This window comes from Plantibacter cousiniae (nom. nud.), from assembly GCF_977070315.1.
On the sequence record NZ_CDRVEU010000001.1, the window covers coordinates 547,220 to 564,653 of the forward strand.

Here is a 17,434-nt window from a genome sequence, read left to right on the forward strand (position 1 = left end):
GGGGCCTCTGTTGAATGCTTATTGCAGCACGAAATAATCGTAGCGCATGGAAACGGTGACCTTGAAAGGTCCTGGTTGCTCGATGACCGCTGCCCGACGTTCGGCGCTGGCGCGCCAGCCGTGCGGTGTCATGGCCAGCAGATCGGCGCGGGACTGGCCGTCGATCAGCTTCAGCGTGTAGCGCAGGGTTTCGCTGTGTTGCAGCTGCATGCCTTGCGGCACCAGCGACAGGTGCTTGTCATCGGCATAATCGCGCACTTCATCATAGAGCCGCTGACGCAGCTCCATCAGATGCTCATTGGTCGGGCCGACCCGCATCAGTCCGCCGCCTGGGGTCAGCAGGCGTTTGGCTTCCTGCCAGTCCAGGGGGCTGAACACGCTGGCCAGAAACTGGCAACTGGCATCCGGAAGTGGCACACGCGCCATGCTGGCGACCATCCAGGTCAGCGTCGGGTCACGACGGCAGGCGCGCTTGACCGCTTCACGGGAGATGTCCAGCGCATAGCCATCGGCATGAGGCAAGGCTTCGGCAATCTGCGCGGTGTAATAACCTTCGCCACAGCCGATGTCCAACCAATGCGCGGGGGATCGCTCGGCGGCCAGTTCAGCCAGACGCCGGGCTACCGGAGCGTAGTGCCCGGCGTTGAGAAAGTCGCGTCGCGCCTCGACCATGGCCTGATTGTCGCCAGGGTCGCGGCTGTTCTTGTGCTGCACCGGCAACAGGTTCAGATAACCCTGACGGGCGCGGTCGAAGCGATGATTGGCCGGGCACACAACGCCGTTGTCGGCAGTGCTGAGCGGCGCTGAGCAGATCGGGCAGGTCAGCATCAGGCGAGCAACTTGACCAGGGTCTGGTAGTAGATCTCGGTCAGCACATCCAGATCGCTGGCCAGAATACGTTCGTTGACCTGGTGGATCGTCGCGTTGACCGGCCCCAGCTCGACCACCTGGGTACCGAGGGTGGCAATGAAGCGACCATCGGAGGTTCCGCCGCTGGTCGAGGCTTTGGTGTCACGGCCCGTGACGCTTTTGATGCTTGAGGACACGGCGTCCAGCAACGCGCCCGGCTCGGTCAGGAATGGCAGGCCGGACAATGCCCAGTCCACGTGCCAGTCCAGTTCATGCTTGTCGAGGATGTCGGCAACGCGCTGCTGCAAGCCTTCGACGGTCGATTCGGTGGAAAAGCGGAAGTTGAAGACCGCCACCAGATCGCCCGGGATGACGTTGGTGGCGCCGGTGCCAGCGTTCAGGTTGGAGATCTGGAAGCTGGTCGGCGGGAAGAAATCGTTGCCATGGTCCCAGTGCTCGGCGGCCAGTTCGGCCAGGGCCGGCGCGGCCAGATGAATCGGGTTCTTCGCCAGATGCGGGTAAGCCACATGGCCTTGCTTGCCGCGCACCGTCAGCGTGGCCCCCAGCGAGCCGCGTCGACCGTTCTTGACCACATCGCCGACCAGTGTGGTGCTCGAAGGCTCACCGACGATGCACCAGTCCAGACGCTCGTTACGGGCCGCGAGGCGCTCTACGACAGCCTTGGTGCCGTGATGCGCCGGGCCTTCTTCGTCGCTGGTGATCAGAAATGCCACCGAGCCCTTATGATCAGGATGATCGGCGACAAAGCGCTCGGCCGCCACCAGCATGGCCGCCAGACTGCCTTTCATGTCTGCCGCGCCGCGCCCGCAGAGCATGCCGTGCTCGTCGATCAACGCATCGAACGGATCGTTCTGCCAGTTCTGTACCGGACCGGTCGGCACCACGTCGGTATGACCGGCGAAACACAGCACCGGGCCGTCGGTGGTGCCGTGGGTGGCCCAGAAGTTGTCGACGTCTTCGATACGCATTGGCTCCAGCTTGAAGCCGGCATCGCCCAGGCGCTGCATCATCACGGTCTGGCAATCGGCATCGACCGGCGTCACTGAAGGACGGCGGATCAGATCGCAGGCGAGTTGGAGGGTGGGCGAGAGGTCGGCTGGGGCCGTCATGTACAGAACTCCGGTAGCAAGACTTTGGGCGCGAAAAGGCAGATATCTTAAAGCAAAACGACGACCTGAGGCCGTCGTTTATCGTGCGCTGTGGATAGGTCAGGTTGTGGATGGGGCGGGGCGGGTTGCGCGAGCGGACAGGATTGCCATGGTAATGGCTGCCAGATAAGGGAGTGATTGTGCGAACAGCATGGTTATCCAGAAACCGGAATTCGTATCGATGGATGCCCTGCCTGTGAGCAAAAGCACAATCGCGATCCAGGAGATCGCCAAGGTAGACAGTTCTTCCCTTACATCGAGCAGGTTTTGTCCGATCCGGTTTGCAGAGGTATGTTTGGGCGTTCTGTAGAAAGGCATTGCCGAGGTGAAAAGCCCCGCCAGCACTGCCTTGCCCAAGGTCGGATAAAGCGCCATGCCGGCCAGTATCGCCGCCAGTGCCTCTTTGGTGTGTGTGCTGACCAACTGCCGGTAGAGCACAATCATCTTTAACGAGCGCAGGGCAAACATCAGTATCAACGACGTGGAAAATATCCATGGCAGCGGCCCGAAAGTCTCGGGCTTAAGGATCATTGCCATCGACCAGGCCAACGCAGCCAGCGTTAACAGATAATTCATTCCTTCTGCCACCCACGGCATCCACCCCGCGATGAAATGGTAGCGTTGCATCGCGCTCAGGGACGCGCAGTTTCCTGCAATCAGGCTTCCGGCGTGCCGCTTGACGATCTGCATAGCTCCATATGCCCAGCGATATCGTTGTTTCTTGAAGTCCATGAACGTATCGGGAGTCAGCCCTTTGCCATAGCTGATAGCGGCGTAACCCGTGGAGAAACCACTTTCCAGCATACGCAGGCCAAGTTCGGCGTCTTCGCATATGCACCACTCCGCCCAGCCCAGTCGGTCCAGTGCTGATCGGCGGATCAGTGTCATGGTGCCGTGCTGGATAATTGCATCGTGATCGTTACGGATCACCATGCCGATGTTAAAAAAACCTTGGTACTCGGCCTGACAGCAATACTTGAACAGGCTTTCGTGACCGTCGCGATAATCCTGTGGCGATTGAATGACTGCAACCTTCGGGTCCGTGAAGTGGGGCACCATATGTTTGAGCCACTGTCGATGGACGCAGTAATCAGCGTCGATGACTGCCACTACTTCTGCGTCTTCAGCGGTATGTCTCAGGAGATAGTTAAGTGCACCCGCTTTGAATCCGGGAAGTGGACTGACATGAAAAAACTGGAACCGAGGGCCGAGCTGCTGACAGTATCGCTCGATAGGCTTCCAGATGGCCGGGTCCTGAGTATTGTTGTCGATGACCAGCACCTCGAAGTCCGGGTAGTCCAGCTTTTGCAACGAGTCGAGGGTCCGTTTCACCATATCCGGAGGTTCGTTGCAGCACGGAACATGCAGGGAAACTTTCGGGGCGGGACCAACAGGACGATGGACGGGGCGGAAAGACCGTGGGGTGTCCGGTCCCCAGCAGGCTTCGAGGAATTCGTGCGTTTCGATACCCACGTAAGTCAGCACGCTGGCAGCCCAGATAAAGGCGACAGGCAGCGCGAGCCAGGCGGGCAGTGGCTGTGAGTAGTGCATGCCGAACCCTGACAATACGCAATAAGCCAGCACGATTATCAAGGCGCCTGTAGGCCACGACTCCGGTTTAAGGCGGGTGATAAGCCTGAGTATTTCCGAGAGCATGTTGACCGGCATTTTTACCGGGCCGTTGATGTGCAGTTTTAATCTGCGCTTTGCATCGAACAAACCCCAATTAGGCCCGGGCAGACCTTCTTCAGTCTTCCAGTGCTGATCGAAGGCTTCTATCACGAAATAGTCATGGTCGTGCTGATCCAGTAATGGAATCTGGTTGCGCAGGTATATCGAGTGCTCTGCGTCAGAGGTCGTCATCCGCCTCTTGGCAATGGCCTTGCTCGGCCAGCCAATCTCGGAAAGTATGAGGGGGGTGTCGGGGAATCTCGTTCTCAGTTCGTTCGCGTGTGCCAGAGTGATCGCGGTCGCGTCCAGCGCTGAAACGCTTTCCCAGAAAGGCAAAATATGGGCGGCAATGAAGTCGACATGCCTGACGAGTTCCGGCGTCTCGTACCATTGTGTCCATATCTCGGAGGTCGAAACAGGCACATTGACGGCGCGTCGTGCGGTCTGCAGATAGAGAATAAGCAGGTCGATGGGAACATCATCACGAAACAGGACTTCATTTCCCAAGACCAGACGTTGCACGCTGGAGTAACGGTTGGCGAGTTCGATCCCTGCATTTATTTCCTCGATATTGTGCGTTTCATCCTCTGTTATCCACACGCCAAGCGTGACATTCATGCCCAGTGCTTCAGCGAGTTCGGGGATATGCATCAATGTCCCTCCCACCGAGTACGTTCTTATATTCCGTGTAATGCTTCGAAGTAGCAGCAGGTCTTCTCTTATCTGATCACGCGTCGGAAAAATCTGTTTGTAGGGGCTTTGGCCCGGTCGAAAAGGGGCGTAGGCCACGCCAGAGATCATTGCAGGCCAGTTGGGCGGATAGTTGAACCTGGTTTTGAACAGGTTTTTCAGCCACGTGCCTGCCTTGTTTGAATATTCATCCATGTCTGCAATGTGCTCCATGCTTGTTGCGCCGGTGCCGCGAGTTCCCTTCGCGTTGATTAACCTTAGTCGTCCTCGTTCATTGCCGTTTGCAATGCTTAGACTCTTTTCCTCGGGCTTTTCCAAAAACGGAATGGCGTTTAAGCAGTCAGCGTTGATCGCGTTCTGAGATCATTATTTTTTACTTCCCTTGAGTCTCTGGGGCAGCTCGTCAACGGACAACGACCTCGCCTGCCGGGAACAAGTCAGGTGTCTTGCCGTCGACAAACCCCTATAATGCGCGCCGGTTTTTGAGGTATTGATCATGAGCGCAGAAGATCCACGGTTCGCGGGTATCGCCCGTCTATATGGCATCGAGGGGTTGGCACGCCTGCGCGCGGCTCATGTAGCGGTGGTGGGTATCGGCGGTGTGGGCTCCTGGGCGGCGGAAGCGATGGCGCGCAGTGGCGTGGGCGAGATTTCGCTGTTCGACATGGACGATGTCTGTGTCAGTAACAGCAACCGCCAGTTGCATGCGCTGAGCGGTACGGTCGGCCAGCCGAAAGTCGAGGTGATGGCTGAGCGTATCCGCGCGATCAACCCAGATTGCATTGTCCACGCCGTGGCTGATTTCGTGACCCGCGACACCATGGCCGAGTGCATTACCCCTGACATGGACTTCGTGATCGACTGTATCGACAGCGTCAATGCCAAGGCTGCGCTGATTTCCTGGTGCAAACGACGCAAGATTCAGATGGTCACCACCGGCGGGGCGGGTGGGCAGATCGATCCGACCCTGATTCAGATCGCCGACCTCAACCGCACCTTCAATGACCCGCTGGCCTCCAAGGTACGCTCGACCCTGCGTCGGGATTATGGTTTTTCACGTACGCCGAACCGTCACTACAGCGTGCCTTGCGTGTTTTCCAGCGAGCAACTGCGCTACCCCAAGCCGGATGGCAGCATTTGTCTGGAAAAGAAATTCGTCGGCGAGGGCGTAAAGCTCGATTGCGCCGGTGGTTTCGGTGCCGTGATGATGGTGACCGCGACCTTTGGCATGGTTGCCGCCACCCGTGCAGTGGACAAGTTGGTGGCGGGCACGCGACGGCCTTCGGAGCGGGTCAAGCCAGCGGCTGCAACGCCCGATCAGGCTTGAGTCAGATGGCGCATCTTCTGCAGTACGGCATTCAGGCCGTTGCTGCGCGAGGGTGAGAGTTGGCGGGCGAGTCCCAATCGATTGAACCAGTCAGGTAAATCCACGGCTGCCAGTTCTCGTTCCGACAGGCCGTTGACACGCGCCAGCAGCAGCGCTACCAGACCGCGAATCAGTCGAGCGTCGCTCGCAGCTCGAAACAGCCAGGCGTTGTCGCTGACTTCGCCGGTCAGCCAGACCTTGCTTTCACAACCGTGCACCAGATTGTCGTCGGTCCTTTCTTCGTCACTCAACGGCGCCAGTTGATCGCCCCATTGCATCAGCAGGCGCGCGCGCTGTTCCCAGCCTTGTTGCCGGGAAAAACTGTCGAGCGCAGTTTGCGCCAATGCGGGCAGGCTCATCGAAGCAGCTCCAGTGCCTGATCCAGTGCGCTGAAGAACTGCAGCAGATCGTCCGAATCGTTGTACAGCGCCAGTGACACCCGAATCGCGCCGGGCAGGCCAAGGGTCTTGAACAGCGGCATCGCGCAGTGATGACCGGCGCGTACGGCTATGCCCTGTTCGGTCAGCAGGTGGGCCACATCGGCATTGTGAATGCCGTCGACGACGAAGCTGACCAGTGCCAGATCCGGCGAGCCCAGGACCTGAATGCCGTCCCGCTGCTGCAGGCCCTCGAGCAGGCGACGGTGCAGTCTGGCTTCATGTTCTGCAACCGCCTGATGGTCGAGACTGTCCAGATAACCCAGCGTAGCGCCCAGACCGATCACGCTGGCGATGGGCGGGGTGCCGGCTTCGAAACCCAGGGGGGCCGGACGAAATTTCGCGTGCTGATAATCGGCCGTCAGCACCATCTCGCCGCCGAACTGCCAATGCGCGAGGCTGGGCAGCGCCTCGTTGCGTCCGTAAAGCACGCCGAGTCCTTCCGGGCCGTACAGTTTGTGGCTGGAAAACACATAAAAATCGCAACCCAGCGCCTGCACATCGTGGCGTCCGTGCACCACGCCTTGTGAGCCGTCCACGACGGTGAGTGCGCCTTGGGTCTTGGCCAGTGCGATGAGGCGGGCCAAGGGTTGCCAGGTGCCGAGCACGTTGGAGAGCTGGGTGACTGCGAGCAGGCGTGTGCGCGGTCCGATCAGGTTGGCTGCCGCATCGCAGTCGATCACGCCATCAATGTCCAGCGGCAGAATTACCAGTTTCAGGCCGCGTCGCTGAGCCAGTTGCTGCCATGGCAGCAGATTGGCGTGATGTTCCAGCGCGCTGATGGCGATTTCGTCGCCCGCAGCGAATTCATGTTCCAGCCCGTAGGCCAGCAGGTTCAGCGCAGACGTTGCGCCATGGGTGAAGATGATCTGGCCGTTTTCACCGGCATTCAGCCAGTGGGCGACCTTGCCACGGCTGGCCTCGAACGCCTGGGTGGCGTGCGCGCCGGGCAGATGCTGGGCACGATGCACGTTGGCGGCACCGTTGGTGTAGTAATGAGTCAGGGCGTCGATCAGCGCCTGAGGCTTCTGCGTCGTGGCAGCATTGTCCAGATAGGTCTGGCCTTGCCGTTGCAGAGCGGCGAGTGCGGGGAAGTCGCCGCGCCAGGGAGAGAAGAGGGGCATTGTTCGTCCAGCGTGTGGAGGCGGGTTCAACGCCATCGGCCTCGAACCCGCACACAGCATCAGTTATGAGCGTGCAGTGCTTCGTTCAGCTCGATGGCCGACTTGTGGGTTTTGCATTCCACTGCGCCGGTCTGAGAGTTGCGACGGAACAGCAGGTCTGTCTGACCTGCCAGCTCACGGGCCTTGACGATCTTGACCAGCTCATTGTTTTCGTCGAGCAGCGCAACCTTGGTACCTGCGGTCACATACAGACCTGACTCCACGGTGTTGCGATCACCCAACGGGATGCCGATGCCGGCGTTGGCGCCAATCAGACAGCCTTCACCGACCTTGATGACGATGTTGCCGCCACCGGACAGCGTACCCATGGTCGAGCAGCCGCCGCCCAGATCCGAACCCTTGCCGACGAATACGCCGGCGGAAACGCGGCCTTCGATCATGCCCGGGCCTTCGGTGCCGCCATTGAAGTTGACGAAGCCTTCGTGCATGACGGTCGTGCCTTCGCCGATATAGGCGCCCAGACGCACGCGAGCGCTGTCAGCGATACGAACGCCGCTCGGCACAACGTAATCGGTCATTTTCGGGAATTTGTCGACCGAGAATACTTCCAGCAGCTCGCCCTTGAGGCGTGCTTCGAGTTGACGCTCGGCCAGTTCGACCAGGTCGACCGCGCCCTGGCTGGTCCAGGCCACGTTTGGCAGCAGGGGGAAGATGCCTGCCAGGTTCAGACCGTGCGGCTTGACCAGGCGGTGCGATAGCAGATGCAGCTTGAGGTACGCCTCGGGAGTCGACGTCAGTGTGGCGTCTTCAGCTAGCAGGGTCGCGACCAGCGGCTTCTGGCTTTCGGCCAGGCGAGTCAGCAGTGCGGCTTGAGTCGTGTCCACGGATTTGACCGCTTCGGCCAGCTTGTAGGCCAGATCGACATTGAAGGTGATTGCCTGGTTGCCGCCGGTGTAACCCAGAACCGGTGCGATGGCCGCGACCAGTTCCGCAGAAGGATTGATCAGAGGCTGAGCATAAAATACTTCAAGCCATGCGCCTTGACGATTTTGGGTGCCGACGCCGAAGGCCAGGCTGAACAGGGTGGTGGACATGTAAATACCTCGTGGCTTTATCAAGGGGCTTTCAGTAGCGCTCTGGCTTACTGTAAAGCCGCTGCATACAGGTCAGGCTTGAAGCCGATCAGGGTTTTATTGCCCAGATCAAGCACTGGACGCTTGATCATGGACGGCTGCGCGAGCATCAGTTCTATGGCTTTCGCCTGGTCGAGATCGGCCTTTTGTCCGTCTTCGAGCTTGCGAAAGGTCGTACCTGCGCGGTTCAGCACAACCTGCCATCCGTGTTCATTGCACCACTGCTCGAGGTGCTCACGGTCGATGCCCTGAGTCTTGTAGTCGTGAAATTCGTAGCTCGCCGAATGCTCGTCGAGCCAGGTACGGGCCTTTTTCATCGTGTCGCAGGCTTTGATGCCAAACAGAGTGTAAGTCATTGTTTAAGGTGGGGTGGCTGATCTTGCTCGATACTCCCCACGTCCTCTCCTCGCAATTTAGCCGACTATTATGCCACGTCATTCCGTTCAGTGTTGTGACAGCGCCAGTACAGAGACTGAACGGAAACTAGATAATAAGGCTAACCATCATTAAGAAAACTTCACCCGCTCACGCTTGAGTCGCTGGCTGCTGCGGGCAATTATTACTCGTCATTTGAAGTTTGGGTGCGTTATGTCTGAGCAAGAGAAGAAGCGTCAGGAAGCGCTTGTCCGGCAGCGTTATTACAGGGAGCGTCAACGTGCCGAGGGATTCAAGCAAAGTACCCTCTGGATTCACGGTGAAGCCGAAGCCCAGGGCCGGCTGGCTGCCCGTGAAGGAAAGCCGTTGCTGCCCATGCAGTCTCATGATCCTGTCAGTTGGGCGGTCGGCTGGGTGGCTGAAAAGCTGCGAACCCGAGAATAGTCAGCACTTTTTTCAGGCGGTCACGCCACACGTGCGAAACGTATGGCGCACTGTTGATTGCAGCAGGATCAGCACCTTTTCGAACGCTGTCCTGTCAGGGCGTTTCGAATTTCGAGTTGCTCCGGTCCGCGTAGATGGCGCTCATCACGGCGATGTCATTGCTGCTGAGCGTCTTGCCCACATTGATGATCTCGAAATCGCCGAGGGTCAGGCCGTTGGGGATATCGAAATGCATGACCGAATCACGATCGTAAGCCGAATGGTGGAAATCGGCGGCCTCGTACCTGTCGAAGAAATTGGTATTGATCTCTTCGTCACTCAACCCGGTTTGCGAAAGCAGTGAGCGCACCAGTGGTTCGTTCCAGGGGATGTTTGCCTGCGGATGTTGATGCTCGTGAACCGCGCCCAATGCGTGTCCGAATTCATGCAGAACGATACGCGTCAGGTCCGGCATTGGTTTCAGGTCCGCTGCGTACAGTTCTTTGACGTTGAACTCCATGGTCGATTCATCAGGCTCGGCCAGCAGGGTATCGGTGCCTATGGCGCTCCAGTTCAGATGTTCATTGAAGCCAATTCGGATATCGCTCGCTCCGTCCGTCACGAACTCGAATTTCAGGTTTATGTGCGGCAGCCATTTGCTTGCCGCTTCCACGATGGGGGCTGTGAGGGTGGCTGGAGGATTCTTAAGGAAAAGAACTTTCAGGGTTCGCCCGCGAGGCCAGTATTTGCTGAACGAAACCAGCAGGCGCGCCTGCTGCCTTGGCTGGCCGGTGTCGTCGGTTTCCGAGTTGTACGCAGGGTTGATAGCCGCGTTGGCGGGATTTTCGTGAATCGCTGCTTCATACGAAGCCTGGTGATTTCCAGCGCTGCGCATGCAGCAGGATGCGGCCAGTTTTACGCCTTTGGGAACAGTGGATGCGGGCATGGGATTGGCCTTCATGGTAGTTCGCTTCGTGTCCGGAAGCATGAAAAACGAAGGCAGAGAGTACGTTCACGCAGCGGGCGGGAGGTGGTAACTAATTACCCCGCCGCACATTGCATGCGGCGGGGTGATTTTTTTGGGTTTGGCTTTTACTTGCTCAGGAAGGCGCGGATACGTTCGGCCGCTTCGATGCATTCCGCCAATGGTGCCACGAGTGCCAGACGCACCCGGCCTGCGCCAGGGTTGACGCCGTCCACTTCGCGGGAAAGGTACGAGCCCGGTACTGCGGTGACGTGCTGATCGACGAACAGATCGCGGCAAAATGCAGCGTCATCGGTACCAACATTCGGCCACAGGTAAAAGCCGCCGTCCGGGCGCTGAACGTCGAGCACCGGGCTCAGGATGTCGAGCACCGCAGCGAACTTCTCGCGGTACAGATCACGGTTGGCGCGTACGTGCTCCTCATCATTCCAGGCCGCGATGCTGGCCAGTTGAGTCTGAACCGGCATGGCGCAGCCGTGGTAGGTCCGATACAGCAGGAAGGCCTTGAGGATCTCCGCGTCACCCGCCACAAAACCGGAGCGCAGGCCCGGCAGATTGGAGCGCTTGGACAGGCTGTGGAAGACCACGCAGCGTTTGAAATCCTTGCGGCCCAGCTCGACGCAGGCGCTGAGCAGGCCCGGCGGCGGGGTTTGTTCGTCGAAGTACAGCTCGCTGTAGCACTCGTCCGCAGCAATGACAAAGTCATGTTCGTCAGCTAGGGCAATGAGCTTTTTCAGGGTTTCAACCGGGATCAGTGCACCGGTCGGGTTGCCTGGCGAGCACAGAAAGAGGATCTGGCAACGCTTCCAGATATCCGGGCTGACGGCATCGAAATCGGGATTGAAACCGTTCTCGCTCAGGCATGGCAGGTAGTGCGGATGGGCTCCGGCCAGAAAAGCGGCGCCTTCATAGATCTGGTAAAACGGATTCGGGCTGATCACCAGGCCGTCATCACTGCGATTGACCACGGTCTGGGTGAAGGCGAACAGCGCTTCGCGCGTGCCATTGACCGGTAGTACATTGCGCGCCGGATCGATCCAGTCCTGTGGCACGTCGAACCGACGGCTGCACCAGCCGGCAATGGCTTCGCGCAGTGCCGGAATACCCAGCGTGGTTGGGTAAACCGCCATCTGATCAAGGTTGTCGGCCAGCGCCTTGGCAACGAAATCGGGGGAGCGGTGCTTCGGTTCGCCAATCGACAGCGCTACCGGACGCTTTTCCGGATTGGGCGTTACGCCGGCCAGCAAAGCGCGCAGCTTCTCGAACGGGTAAGGCTGAAGCAGTTGCATGGCGTTATTCATGGAACGTGTTCCTCAATGAGCTGCGTTGAGTCGATTCGTATGACCGAGTATTCATATGCTGATCCGCAAATCGCCGCCTGGCTCTGAGTTGACGCTCAGTTGCTTGACGATTGCATCCTGCAACTGGCGGCACAATTGTGGATCGGACAGTGGGTGATTGTTGGCGTCGGTGATGAAGAACACGTCTTCCACACGTTCGCCCAGCGTCGCAATCTTGGCGTTTTGCAGGGACAGGTCGAATTCCAGGAAGATTTTGCCGATGCGCGCCAGCAGGCCGGGGCGATCCGGTGCCAGCAATTCGAGTACGGTCACCGGACGCTGGGCGTCGTTGTGAATGGTGACTTGCGGTGCGAAAGCAAAGTGCTTGAGCTGCCGTGGCACGCGGCGCTTGATGATTGTCGGGTAATCATCCGGGTTGCGCAGGGCCTCGGTCAGGCCTTCGCGGATATCCTGAATCCGCTCCGGATTGTTGCCGATCGAACCGCCTTCATGGTCGAGAACGATGTAGGTGTCGAGTGTGAATTTGCTGCTGGACGTAATAATGCGCGCGTCATGAATGTTCAGGTTCAGCTGATCCATCGCCGCCACGGTCACCGCGAAGAAATCATGCTGATCCGGGGCGTAAATGAAGATCTGTGTACCGCCCTCGAATTCACGCTGCGTGGTCTCCTTGATCAGCACCAGCGGCCCGCCGTCGGCCGGTTGCTGCAGAATTGCATCGCTATGCCAGGCCACATCGCCTGCGGTGTGACGCAGGAAATAGTCGTCGCCCAGCGCTGACCAGAGCTGCTCGACGTCATCCGGATCGGTGCCGTTGCGTACCAGAATATCCAGCGCGGCAGTCTGTGTGCGACGAATCTGTTCTTCGCGGTCTACCGGATTTTCCAGGCCGCGGCGCAAGGCTCGCTTGGTCTCGGTGTACAGCTGGCGCAGCAGGCTGGCACGCCACGAGTTCCAGAGCGTCGGATTGGTCGCATTGATGTCGGCGACGGTCAGCACATACAGGTAATCCAGATGCACTTCATCGCCCACGAACTGGGCAAAGTCGTGGATGACCTGCGGGTCGGAAAGGTCCTTGCGCTGGGCGGTGGTCGACATCACCAGATGGTTGCTCACCAGCCAGACGATGAGCCGGGTGTCCCACGCAGGCAGATGATGGCGCGTGCCGAACGCCTGTGCGTCGATTGCGCCCAGCTCCGAGTGATCACCGCCACGACCCTTGCCGATGTCGTGATAAAGCCCGGCCAGGTAGATCAACTCCGGCTTGGGCAGACGGCCCATGATCTTGCTGGCCAGCGGAAATTTCTCGGACACTTCGGTGTATTGCAGCTTGCGCAGGTGTTTGATCAGATTCAGCGTGTGCGCATCGACGGTATAGATGTGAAACAGGTCATGCTGCATCTGGCCGACGATATGGCCGAACTCGGGCAGGTACAGGCCGAGAATGCCGTAGCGGTTCATCCGGCGCAGGTTGCGATGAATGCCGATTTCGCACTTGAACAGCTCGATGAACAGGCTGGTGTTGCGAATATCATTGCGGAAGTCATCGTTGATCAGGTGACGATGTTCACGCAGCAAACGAATGGTGTCGGCACGCACACCCTTTATTTCCGGATGCTGGGCCATGAGCACGAAGATTTCGATCATGGCAAACGGGGTGCGCTTGAAGACGTTCGGGTGGGTAGCTTCTATATACCCGTCGTGCAACTGAAAGCGTGAATTGATCGGCTGTGCCGTACCGCTGTCGTCGGAAAGAATCACTTCTTCGAAATGCTGGATGATCAGATCGCTGAGTTCGGCGATGCTCATGACCACTCGGTAGTACTTCTGCATGAAGCGCTCTATGGCCAGCTTGGCATCGTTGTCTTCATAGCCCAGCAAGCCGGCGATGCGTACCTGATAATCGAACAGAAGCCGGTCCTCGGAGCGTCCGGCCAGCATGTGCAGCGCGTAACGCACCTTCCACAAAAACTCCTGAGAGGAGGCGAGCAGGGCGTTTTCGCTGCCCAGCAGGAAGCCTTCGCCTGCCAGCGCATGCAGGTTCAGCGTGCCGTACTGGCGTCGCGCTACCCAGAGGATGGTCTGAATATCGCGCAGGCCGCCTGGAGAACCCTTGACGTTGGGTTCCAGGTTGTATTCGGTGTCGTTGTACTTGTGGTGACGTTTTTTCTGTTCCGCGTGCTTGGCGAGGAAGAACTCCTTGCTCGGCCACATGTGCTCGGTGCTGGTGACTTCCAGCATGCGCTGGCGCAGATGCTCGGGGCCGGCGATGGTGCGGCTTTCCATCAGATTGGTGATCACGGTCAGGTCGGCGCGGCCTTCCTGTGCGCATTCGTTGACCGAGCGTACGCTCTGTCCGACTTCCAGGCCGATGTCCCACAGCAGCGTCAGAAACCGCTCGATGGGTTCGCGGAAAACTTCGTGGTCGTCGCTGTCCAGCAGGATCAGCAGATCGATGTCCGAGTACGGGTGCAGCTCGCCGCGGCCGTACCCACCCACCGCCAGGAGCGCGATGTCGGCGTCTTCACTCCATTCGAACTGATCCCAGGCCTTTTGCAGGATGTTATCGACAAACCATGCCCGGTCCTCGATCAGTCGTCGAATGTCACGGCCCGACCGGAAGCGCTCATCAAGGACGTCTCTCGCTTTGCGGATGGCCTTCTTGAACGCAGCGATGGGGCTGGCTTTCAAGGCCAGTTCGGCCTGGAACTGGCCACGATCGAACAAGTCTGGATCTACTTGCGGCATTGAGCAGTATTCCTCGTGTCGGGCTGTGCAAGTGACGGGCGTGGGTTCAGCCGGGCAGACTCGGGTCAGGGAGCCTTTTGGGCAATGGTGTCGTCGCTGCGCAAGGTGAAGATTTCGTAACCGTCGGCGGTCACCAGCAGCGTGTGCTCCCATTGCGCCGAGAGCTTGCGATCCTTGGTGATCGCCGTCCAGCCATCGCCGAGGATCTTGGTTTCAGGGCGCCCTTGGTTGATCATCGGCTCGATGGTGAAGGTCATGCCTTCCTGCAGTTCGATACCGGTTCCGGCCTCGCCAAAGTGCATGACCTGCGGCTCTTCATGAAACACCTTGCCGATGCCATGACCACAGAACTCGCGAACCACGGAGAAACCGTTCTTTTCAGCGTGTTTCTGGATGACGGCACCGATGTCCCCCAGGCGCGTGCCGGGCTTGACGATTTCGATGGCCTTGTACAGGCACTCCTGAGTCACCTTCGACAGGCGCTCGGCCCATACCGGAACGGTGCCGACATGGAACATCCTGCTGGTGTCGCCATGGTAGCCGTCCTTGATGACAGTGACGTCGATGTTCAGCGAGTCACCGTCCTTCAGCTTCTTGTCGCTCGGGATGCCGTGGCAGACCACCTGGTTGATCGAGGTGCAGATCGACTTGGGGAAGCCCTTGTAGTTCAGCGGGGCCGGGATCGCCTTCTGTTCGTTGACGATATAGTCGTGGCAGAGGCGGTCCAGCTCTTCGGTGGTCACACCGGGCTTGACGTGCGGCGCTATCATTTCCAGAACATCGGCGGCCAGGCGACCGGCGATGCGCATCTTTTCGATGTCTTCCGGGGTTTTGAGGGTGATGGTCATACGAATTCTCTCGGCGTGGCAGGCACGCGGTTGGTGCGCAAAGGCGCAATTCTATCAGACCGCCGGTGCCGGGTAATCATCGCTTCCTTCTATAGGCTGTCCATGAAGCTGCAAAGTCACCGCAAAACAAGCACTTGATGGGAGTTCCGTTCTCTTCCCTTTTATGATATAAAATGCGCCGCTTTCCAAGGTCCGTCCTTGAAGCACAAACCCACACACGTGTCGACACGATGACCTGGGTGCCCTTGGCAGATGCCATTGGTTGGTCATTGGGGTACGTGGAGGCCTAACCCGACTTATCAAGGAACTATTTATGTCCCAAGTCAATATGCGCGATATGCTGAAGGCTGGTTGCCACTTCGGCCACCAGACCCGTTACTGGAATCCGAAAATGGGTAAGTACATTTTCGGCGCGCGTAACAAGATTCACATCATCAACCTTGAAAAAACCCTGCCTATGTTCAACGAAGCTCTGACTTTCGTTGAGCGCCTGGCTTCGGGCAAAAACAAGATTCTGTTCGTCGGCACCAAGCGTTCCGCTGGCAAGATCGTTGCTGAAGAAGCAGCACGTTGCGGTTCGCCGTACGTCGACCATCGCTGGTTGGGCGGCATGCTGACCAACTTCAAGACCATCCGTCAGTCGATCAAACGTCTGCGTGAGCTGGAAGTACAGGCTGAAGACGGTACTTTCGCCAAGCTGACCAAGAAAGAAGCCCTGATGCGTACCCGTGATCTGGAAAAACTGGATCGCAGCCTGGGTGGTATCAAGGACATGGGCGGTCTGCCGGACGCTCTGTTCGTCATCGACGTTGATCACGAGCGCATCGCGATCACCGAAGCCAACAAGCTGGGCATCCCGGTTATCGGCGTCGTCGATACCAACAGCAGCCCGGAAGGCGTTGACTACGTCATCCCGGGCAACGATGACGCAATCCGCGCCATCCAGCTGTACATGGGTTCGATGGCTGATGCTGTTATCCGTGGTCGTAACAATGTTGCTGGCGGCACCGACGTTTTCGTCGAAGAAGCTCCAGCTGCAGCTGCTGTAGAAGGCTGAGTACAAACGCCTGGCGTTTACTCAGTACGCGAAAAGGGGGCTTAGCCCCCTTTTTGCCACCTAGGAAATGATTTGTCGGTCTGTAACCATGACCTCGCTGTCATGTGTTGCTGCCACCCTGATTTTTCAAGAATTGCACGCCCGGCCTGTCGGGTGGAATGGTTGAAGACCTATCCAAGAGGATTTTGAAATGGCAGAGATTACTGCAGCGTTGGTCAAAGAACTGCGCGAGCGTACCGGCGAAGGCATGATGGATTGCAAAAAGGCCTTGACCAAGGCTGGCGGCGACATCGAAAAAGCAATCGACGATATGCGTGCTTCCGGCGCCATCAAGGCCGCCAAGAAAGCAGGTAACGTGGCTGCTGAAGGCGCTATCGCCATCAAGGACGACGGTAAAGCCGCTGTCATCATCGAAGTCAACTCGCAGACCGACTTCCTGGCCCTGCAAGACGACTTCAAGGCTTTCGTTGCTGCAAGCGTCGAAAAAGCCTTCGCTGACAAGATGACTGATGCCGCTCCGTTGATCGAAGCTCAGGAAGCTGCACGTTTGGTACTGGTCGGCAAGGTTGGCGAAAACGTCAACATCCGTCGCCTGAAGCGTATCGAAGGTGATGTTGTAGGTACTTACCTGCACGGCAACAAGATCGGCGTAGTTGTTACCCTCAAGGGTGGCGACGTCGAGCTGGCCAAAGATATCGCCATGCACGTAGCGGCAAGCAACCCTGAGTTCCTGTTCCCTTCGGAAGTGTCTGCTGAAGCGATCGAGCGCGAGAAGAATGTCTTCCTGCAACTGAACGAAGACAAGATCAAAGGCAAGCCGGCTGACATCGTTGAGAAAATGGTTGGCGGTCGTATCACCAAGTTCCTGGCAGAAGCCAGCCTGGTCGAGCAAGCCTTCGTCAAGAACACGGAAGTCAAGGTCGGTGATCTGGCCAAGAAAGCCGGCGCTGAAATCGTTTCCTTCACCTACTTCAAAGTAGGCGACGGCATCGAGAAGCCAGTTGATAACTTCGCTGACGAAGTGGCTGCTCAACTGGCTGCCGCCAAGCAGTAAGACGGTTTTTCAACTGTCGCCCCAAAGAGGCTGCCCGCTCACGCGTGCGGCCTCTTTGTCGAAAGAGAAAGGGAAATTTTCCTTGGAGATTGTGCTCACAAGGCTGCATTCTCCCGACGCGCGCAAAGCGTCAAGCTAAAGTAAGCGCAGGCTTGAAATAGCCCGCACAGATTTTTTTCAGAAAACGCCGCAGGAGAGATTCGC

15 protein-coding genes are annotated in these 17,434 nt (G+C 58.2%); 4 read left to right on the forward strand and 11 right to left on the reverse strand.

What is annotated here, in order from left to right; genetic code table 11:
- Window positions 1-18: 18 nt before the first annotated feature.
- The 3 genes from ACW55A_RS02490 to ACW55A_RS02500 form a co-directional block, all read right to left on the reverse strand.
- Complete coding sequence (locus ACW55A_RS02490; protein ID WP_003433405.1) at window positions 19-828, reverse strand: putative RNA methyltransferase; 810 nt, start codon at window positions 826-828, stop codon at window positions 19-21.
- Window positions 828-1,979: a succinyl-diaminopimelate desuccinylase gene (gene dapE / locus ACW55A_RS02495; RefSeq protein ID WP_044309249.1), complete on the reverse strand. Its 1,152-nt coding sequence runs from the start codon at window positions 1,977-1,979 to the stop codon at window positions 828-830. The genes ACW55A_RS02490 and dapE overlap by 1 nt, the downstream gene beginning before the upstream one ends.
- A 99-nt stretch (window positions 1,980-2,078) precedes the next feature.
- Complete coding sequence (locus tag ACW55A_RS02500) at window positions 2,079-4,592, reverse strand: glycosyltransferase family 2 protein (RefSeq protein WP_498810516.1); 2,514 nt, start codon at window positions 4,590-4,592, stop codon at window positions 2,079-2,081.
- A gap of 283 nt (window positions 4,593-4,875) precedes the next feature.
- On the opposite strand from ACW55A_RS02500, the gene tcdA reads away from it, so the two are divergent.
- The gene (gene tcdA, locus ACW55A_RS02505; RefSeq protein WP_044309251.1) at window positions 4,876-5,706 is read left to right on the forward strand and encodes a tRNA cyclic N6-threonylcarbamoyladenosine(37) synthase TcdA; all 831 of its coding nucleotides are present in this window, start codon (window positions 4,876-4,878) and stop codon (window positions 5,704-5,706) included.
- Here tcdA and ACW55A_RS02510 read toward each other — a convergent pair.
- The 4 genes from ACW55A_RS02510 to ACW55A_RS02525 are packed head-to-tail and all read right to left on the reverse strand — an operon-like array spanning window position 5,697 to window position 8,795.
- The gene (locus ACW55A_RS02510) at window positions 5,697-6,104 is read right to left on the reverse strand and encodes a SufE family protein (protein WP_060708777.1); all 408 of its coding nucleotides are present in this window, start codon (window positions 6,102-6,104) and stop codon (window positions 5,697-5,699) included. The genes tcdA and ACW55A_RS02510 overlap by 10 nt on opposite strands.
- Entirely contained in the window at window positions 6,101-7,306 is a 1,206-nt protein-coding gene (locus tag ACW55A_RS02515; RefSeq protein ID WP_455808869.1) for an aminotransferase class V-fold PLP-dependent enzyme, read from the reverse strand. The genes ACW55A_RS02510 and ACW55A_RS02515 overlap by 4 nt, the downstream gene beginning before the upstream one ends.
- A gap of 59 nt (window positions 7,307-7,365) precedes the next feature.
- Entirely contained in the window at window positions 7,366-8,400 is a 1,035-nt protein-coding gene (gene dapD / locus ACW55A_RS02520) for a 2,3,4,5-tetrahydropyridine-2,6-dicarboxylate N-succinyltransferase (RefSeq protein WP_003364873.1), read from the reverse strand.
- A gap of 47 nt (window positions 8,401-8,447) precedes the next feature.
- Entirely contained in the window at window positions 8,448-8,795 is a 348-nt protein-coding gene (locus ACW55A_RS02525) for an ArsC family reductase (RefSeq protein WP_003364871.1), read from the reverse strand.
- Between the two features lie 232 nt (window positions 8,796-9,027).
- On the opposite strand from ACW55A_RS02525, the gene ACW55A_RS02530 reads away from it, so the two are divergent.
- Window positions 9,028-9,258 (forward strand): hypothetical protein, encoded by a 231-nt coding sequence (locus ACW55A_RS02530; protein ID WP_003314288.1) that lies wholly within the window; start codon window positions 9,028-9,030, stop codon window positions 9,256-9,258.
- A gap of 94 nt (window positions 9,259-9,352) precedes the next feature.
- On the opposite strand, the gene ACW55A_RS02535 is transcribed toward ACW55A_RS02530, so the two are convergent.
- From ACW55A_RS02535 to map, 4 genes are all read right to left on the reverse strand, one after another.
- Window positions 9,353-10,183, reverse strand: coding sequence for a matrixin family metalloprotease (locus tag ACW55A_RS02535; RefSeq protein ID WP_498810519.1), 831 nt, complete (start codon window positions 10,181-10,183; stop codon window positions 9,353-9,355).
- A 146-nt stretch (window positions 10,184-10,329) separates the two neighbouring features.
- Window positions 10,330-11,523, reverse strand: coding sequence for a succinyldiaminopimelate transaminase (gene dapC, locus ACW55A_RS02540; RefSeq protein ID WP_151342538.1), 1,194 nt, complete (start codon window positions 11,521-11,523; stop codon window positions 10,330-10,332).
- Window positions 11,524-11,574: 51 nt separating this feature from the next.
- Window positions 11,575-14,271, reverse strand: coding sequence for a [protein-PII] uridylyltransferase (locus ACW55A_RS02545; protein ID WP_003364865.1), 2,697 nt, complete (start codon window positions 14,269-14,271; stop codon window positions 11,575-11,577).
- Window positions 14,272-14,336: 65 nt separating this feature from the next.
- The gene (map, locus tag ACW55A_RS02550; protein ID WP_003391089.1) at window positions 14,337-15,119 is read right to left on the reverse strand and encodes a type I methionyl aminopeptidase; all 783 of its coding nucleotides are present in this window, start codon (window positions 15,117-15,119) and stop codon (window positions 14,337-14,339) included.
- Window positions 15,120-15,432: 313 nt separating this feature from the next.
- Between map and rpsB the strand changes: the two genes are divergently transcribed.
- Window positions 15,433-16,176: a 30S ribosomal protein S2 gene (rpsB, locus tag ACW55A_RS02555; RefSeq protein WP_455808864.1), complete on the forward strand. Its 744-nt coding sequence runs from the start codon at window positions 15,433-15,435 to the stop codon at window positions 16,174-16,176.
- Between the two features lie 190 nt (window positions 16,177-16,366).
- Window positions 16,367-17,230, forward strand: a complete 864-nt coding sequence (gene tsf, locus ACW55A_RS02560) for a translation elongation factor Ts (RefSeq protein WP_498810522.1) — start codon at window positions 16,367-16,369, stop codon at window positions 17,228-17,230.
- Window positions 17,231-17,434 lie beyond the last annotated feature (204 nt).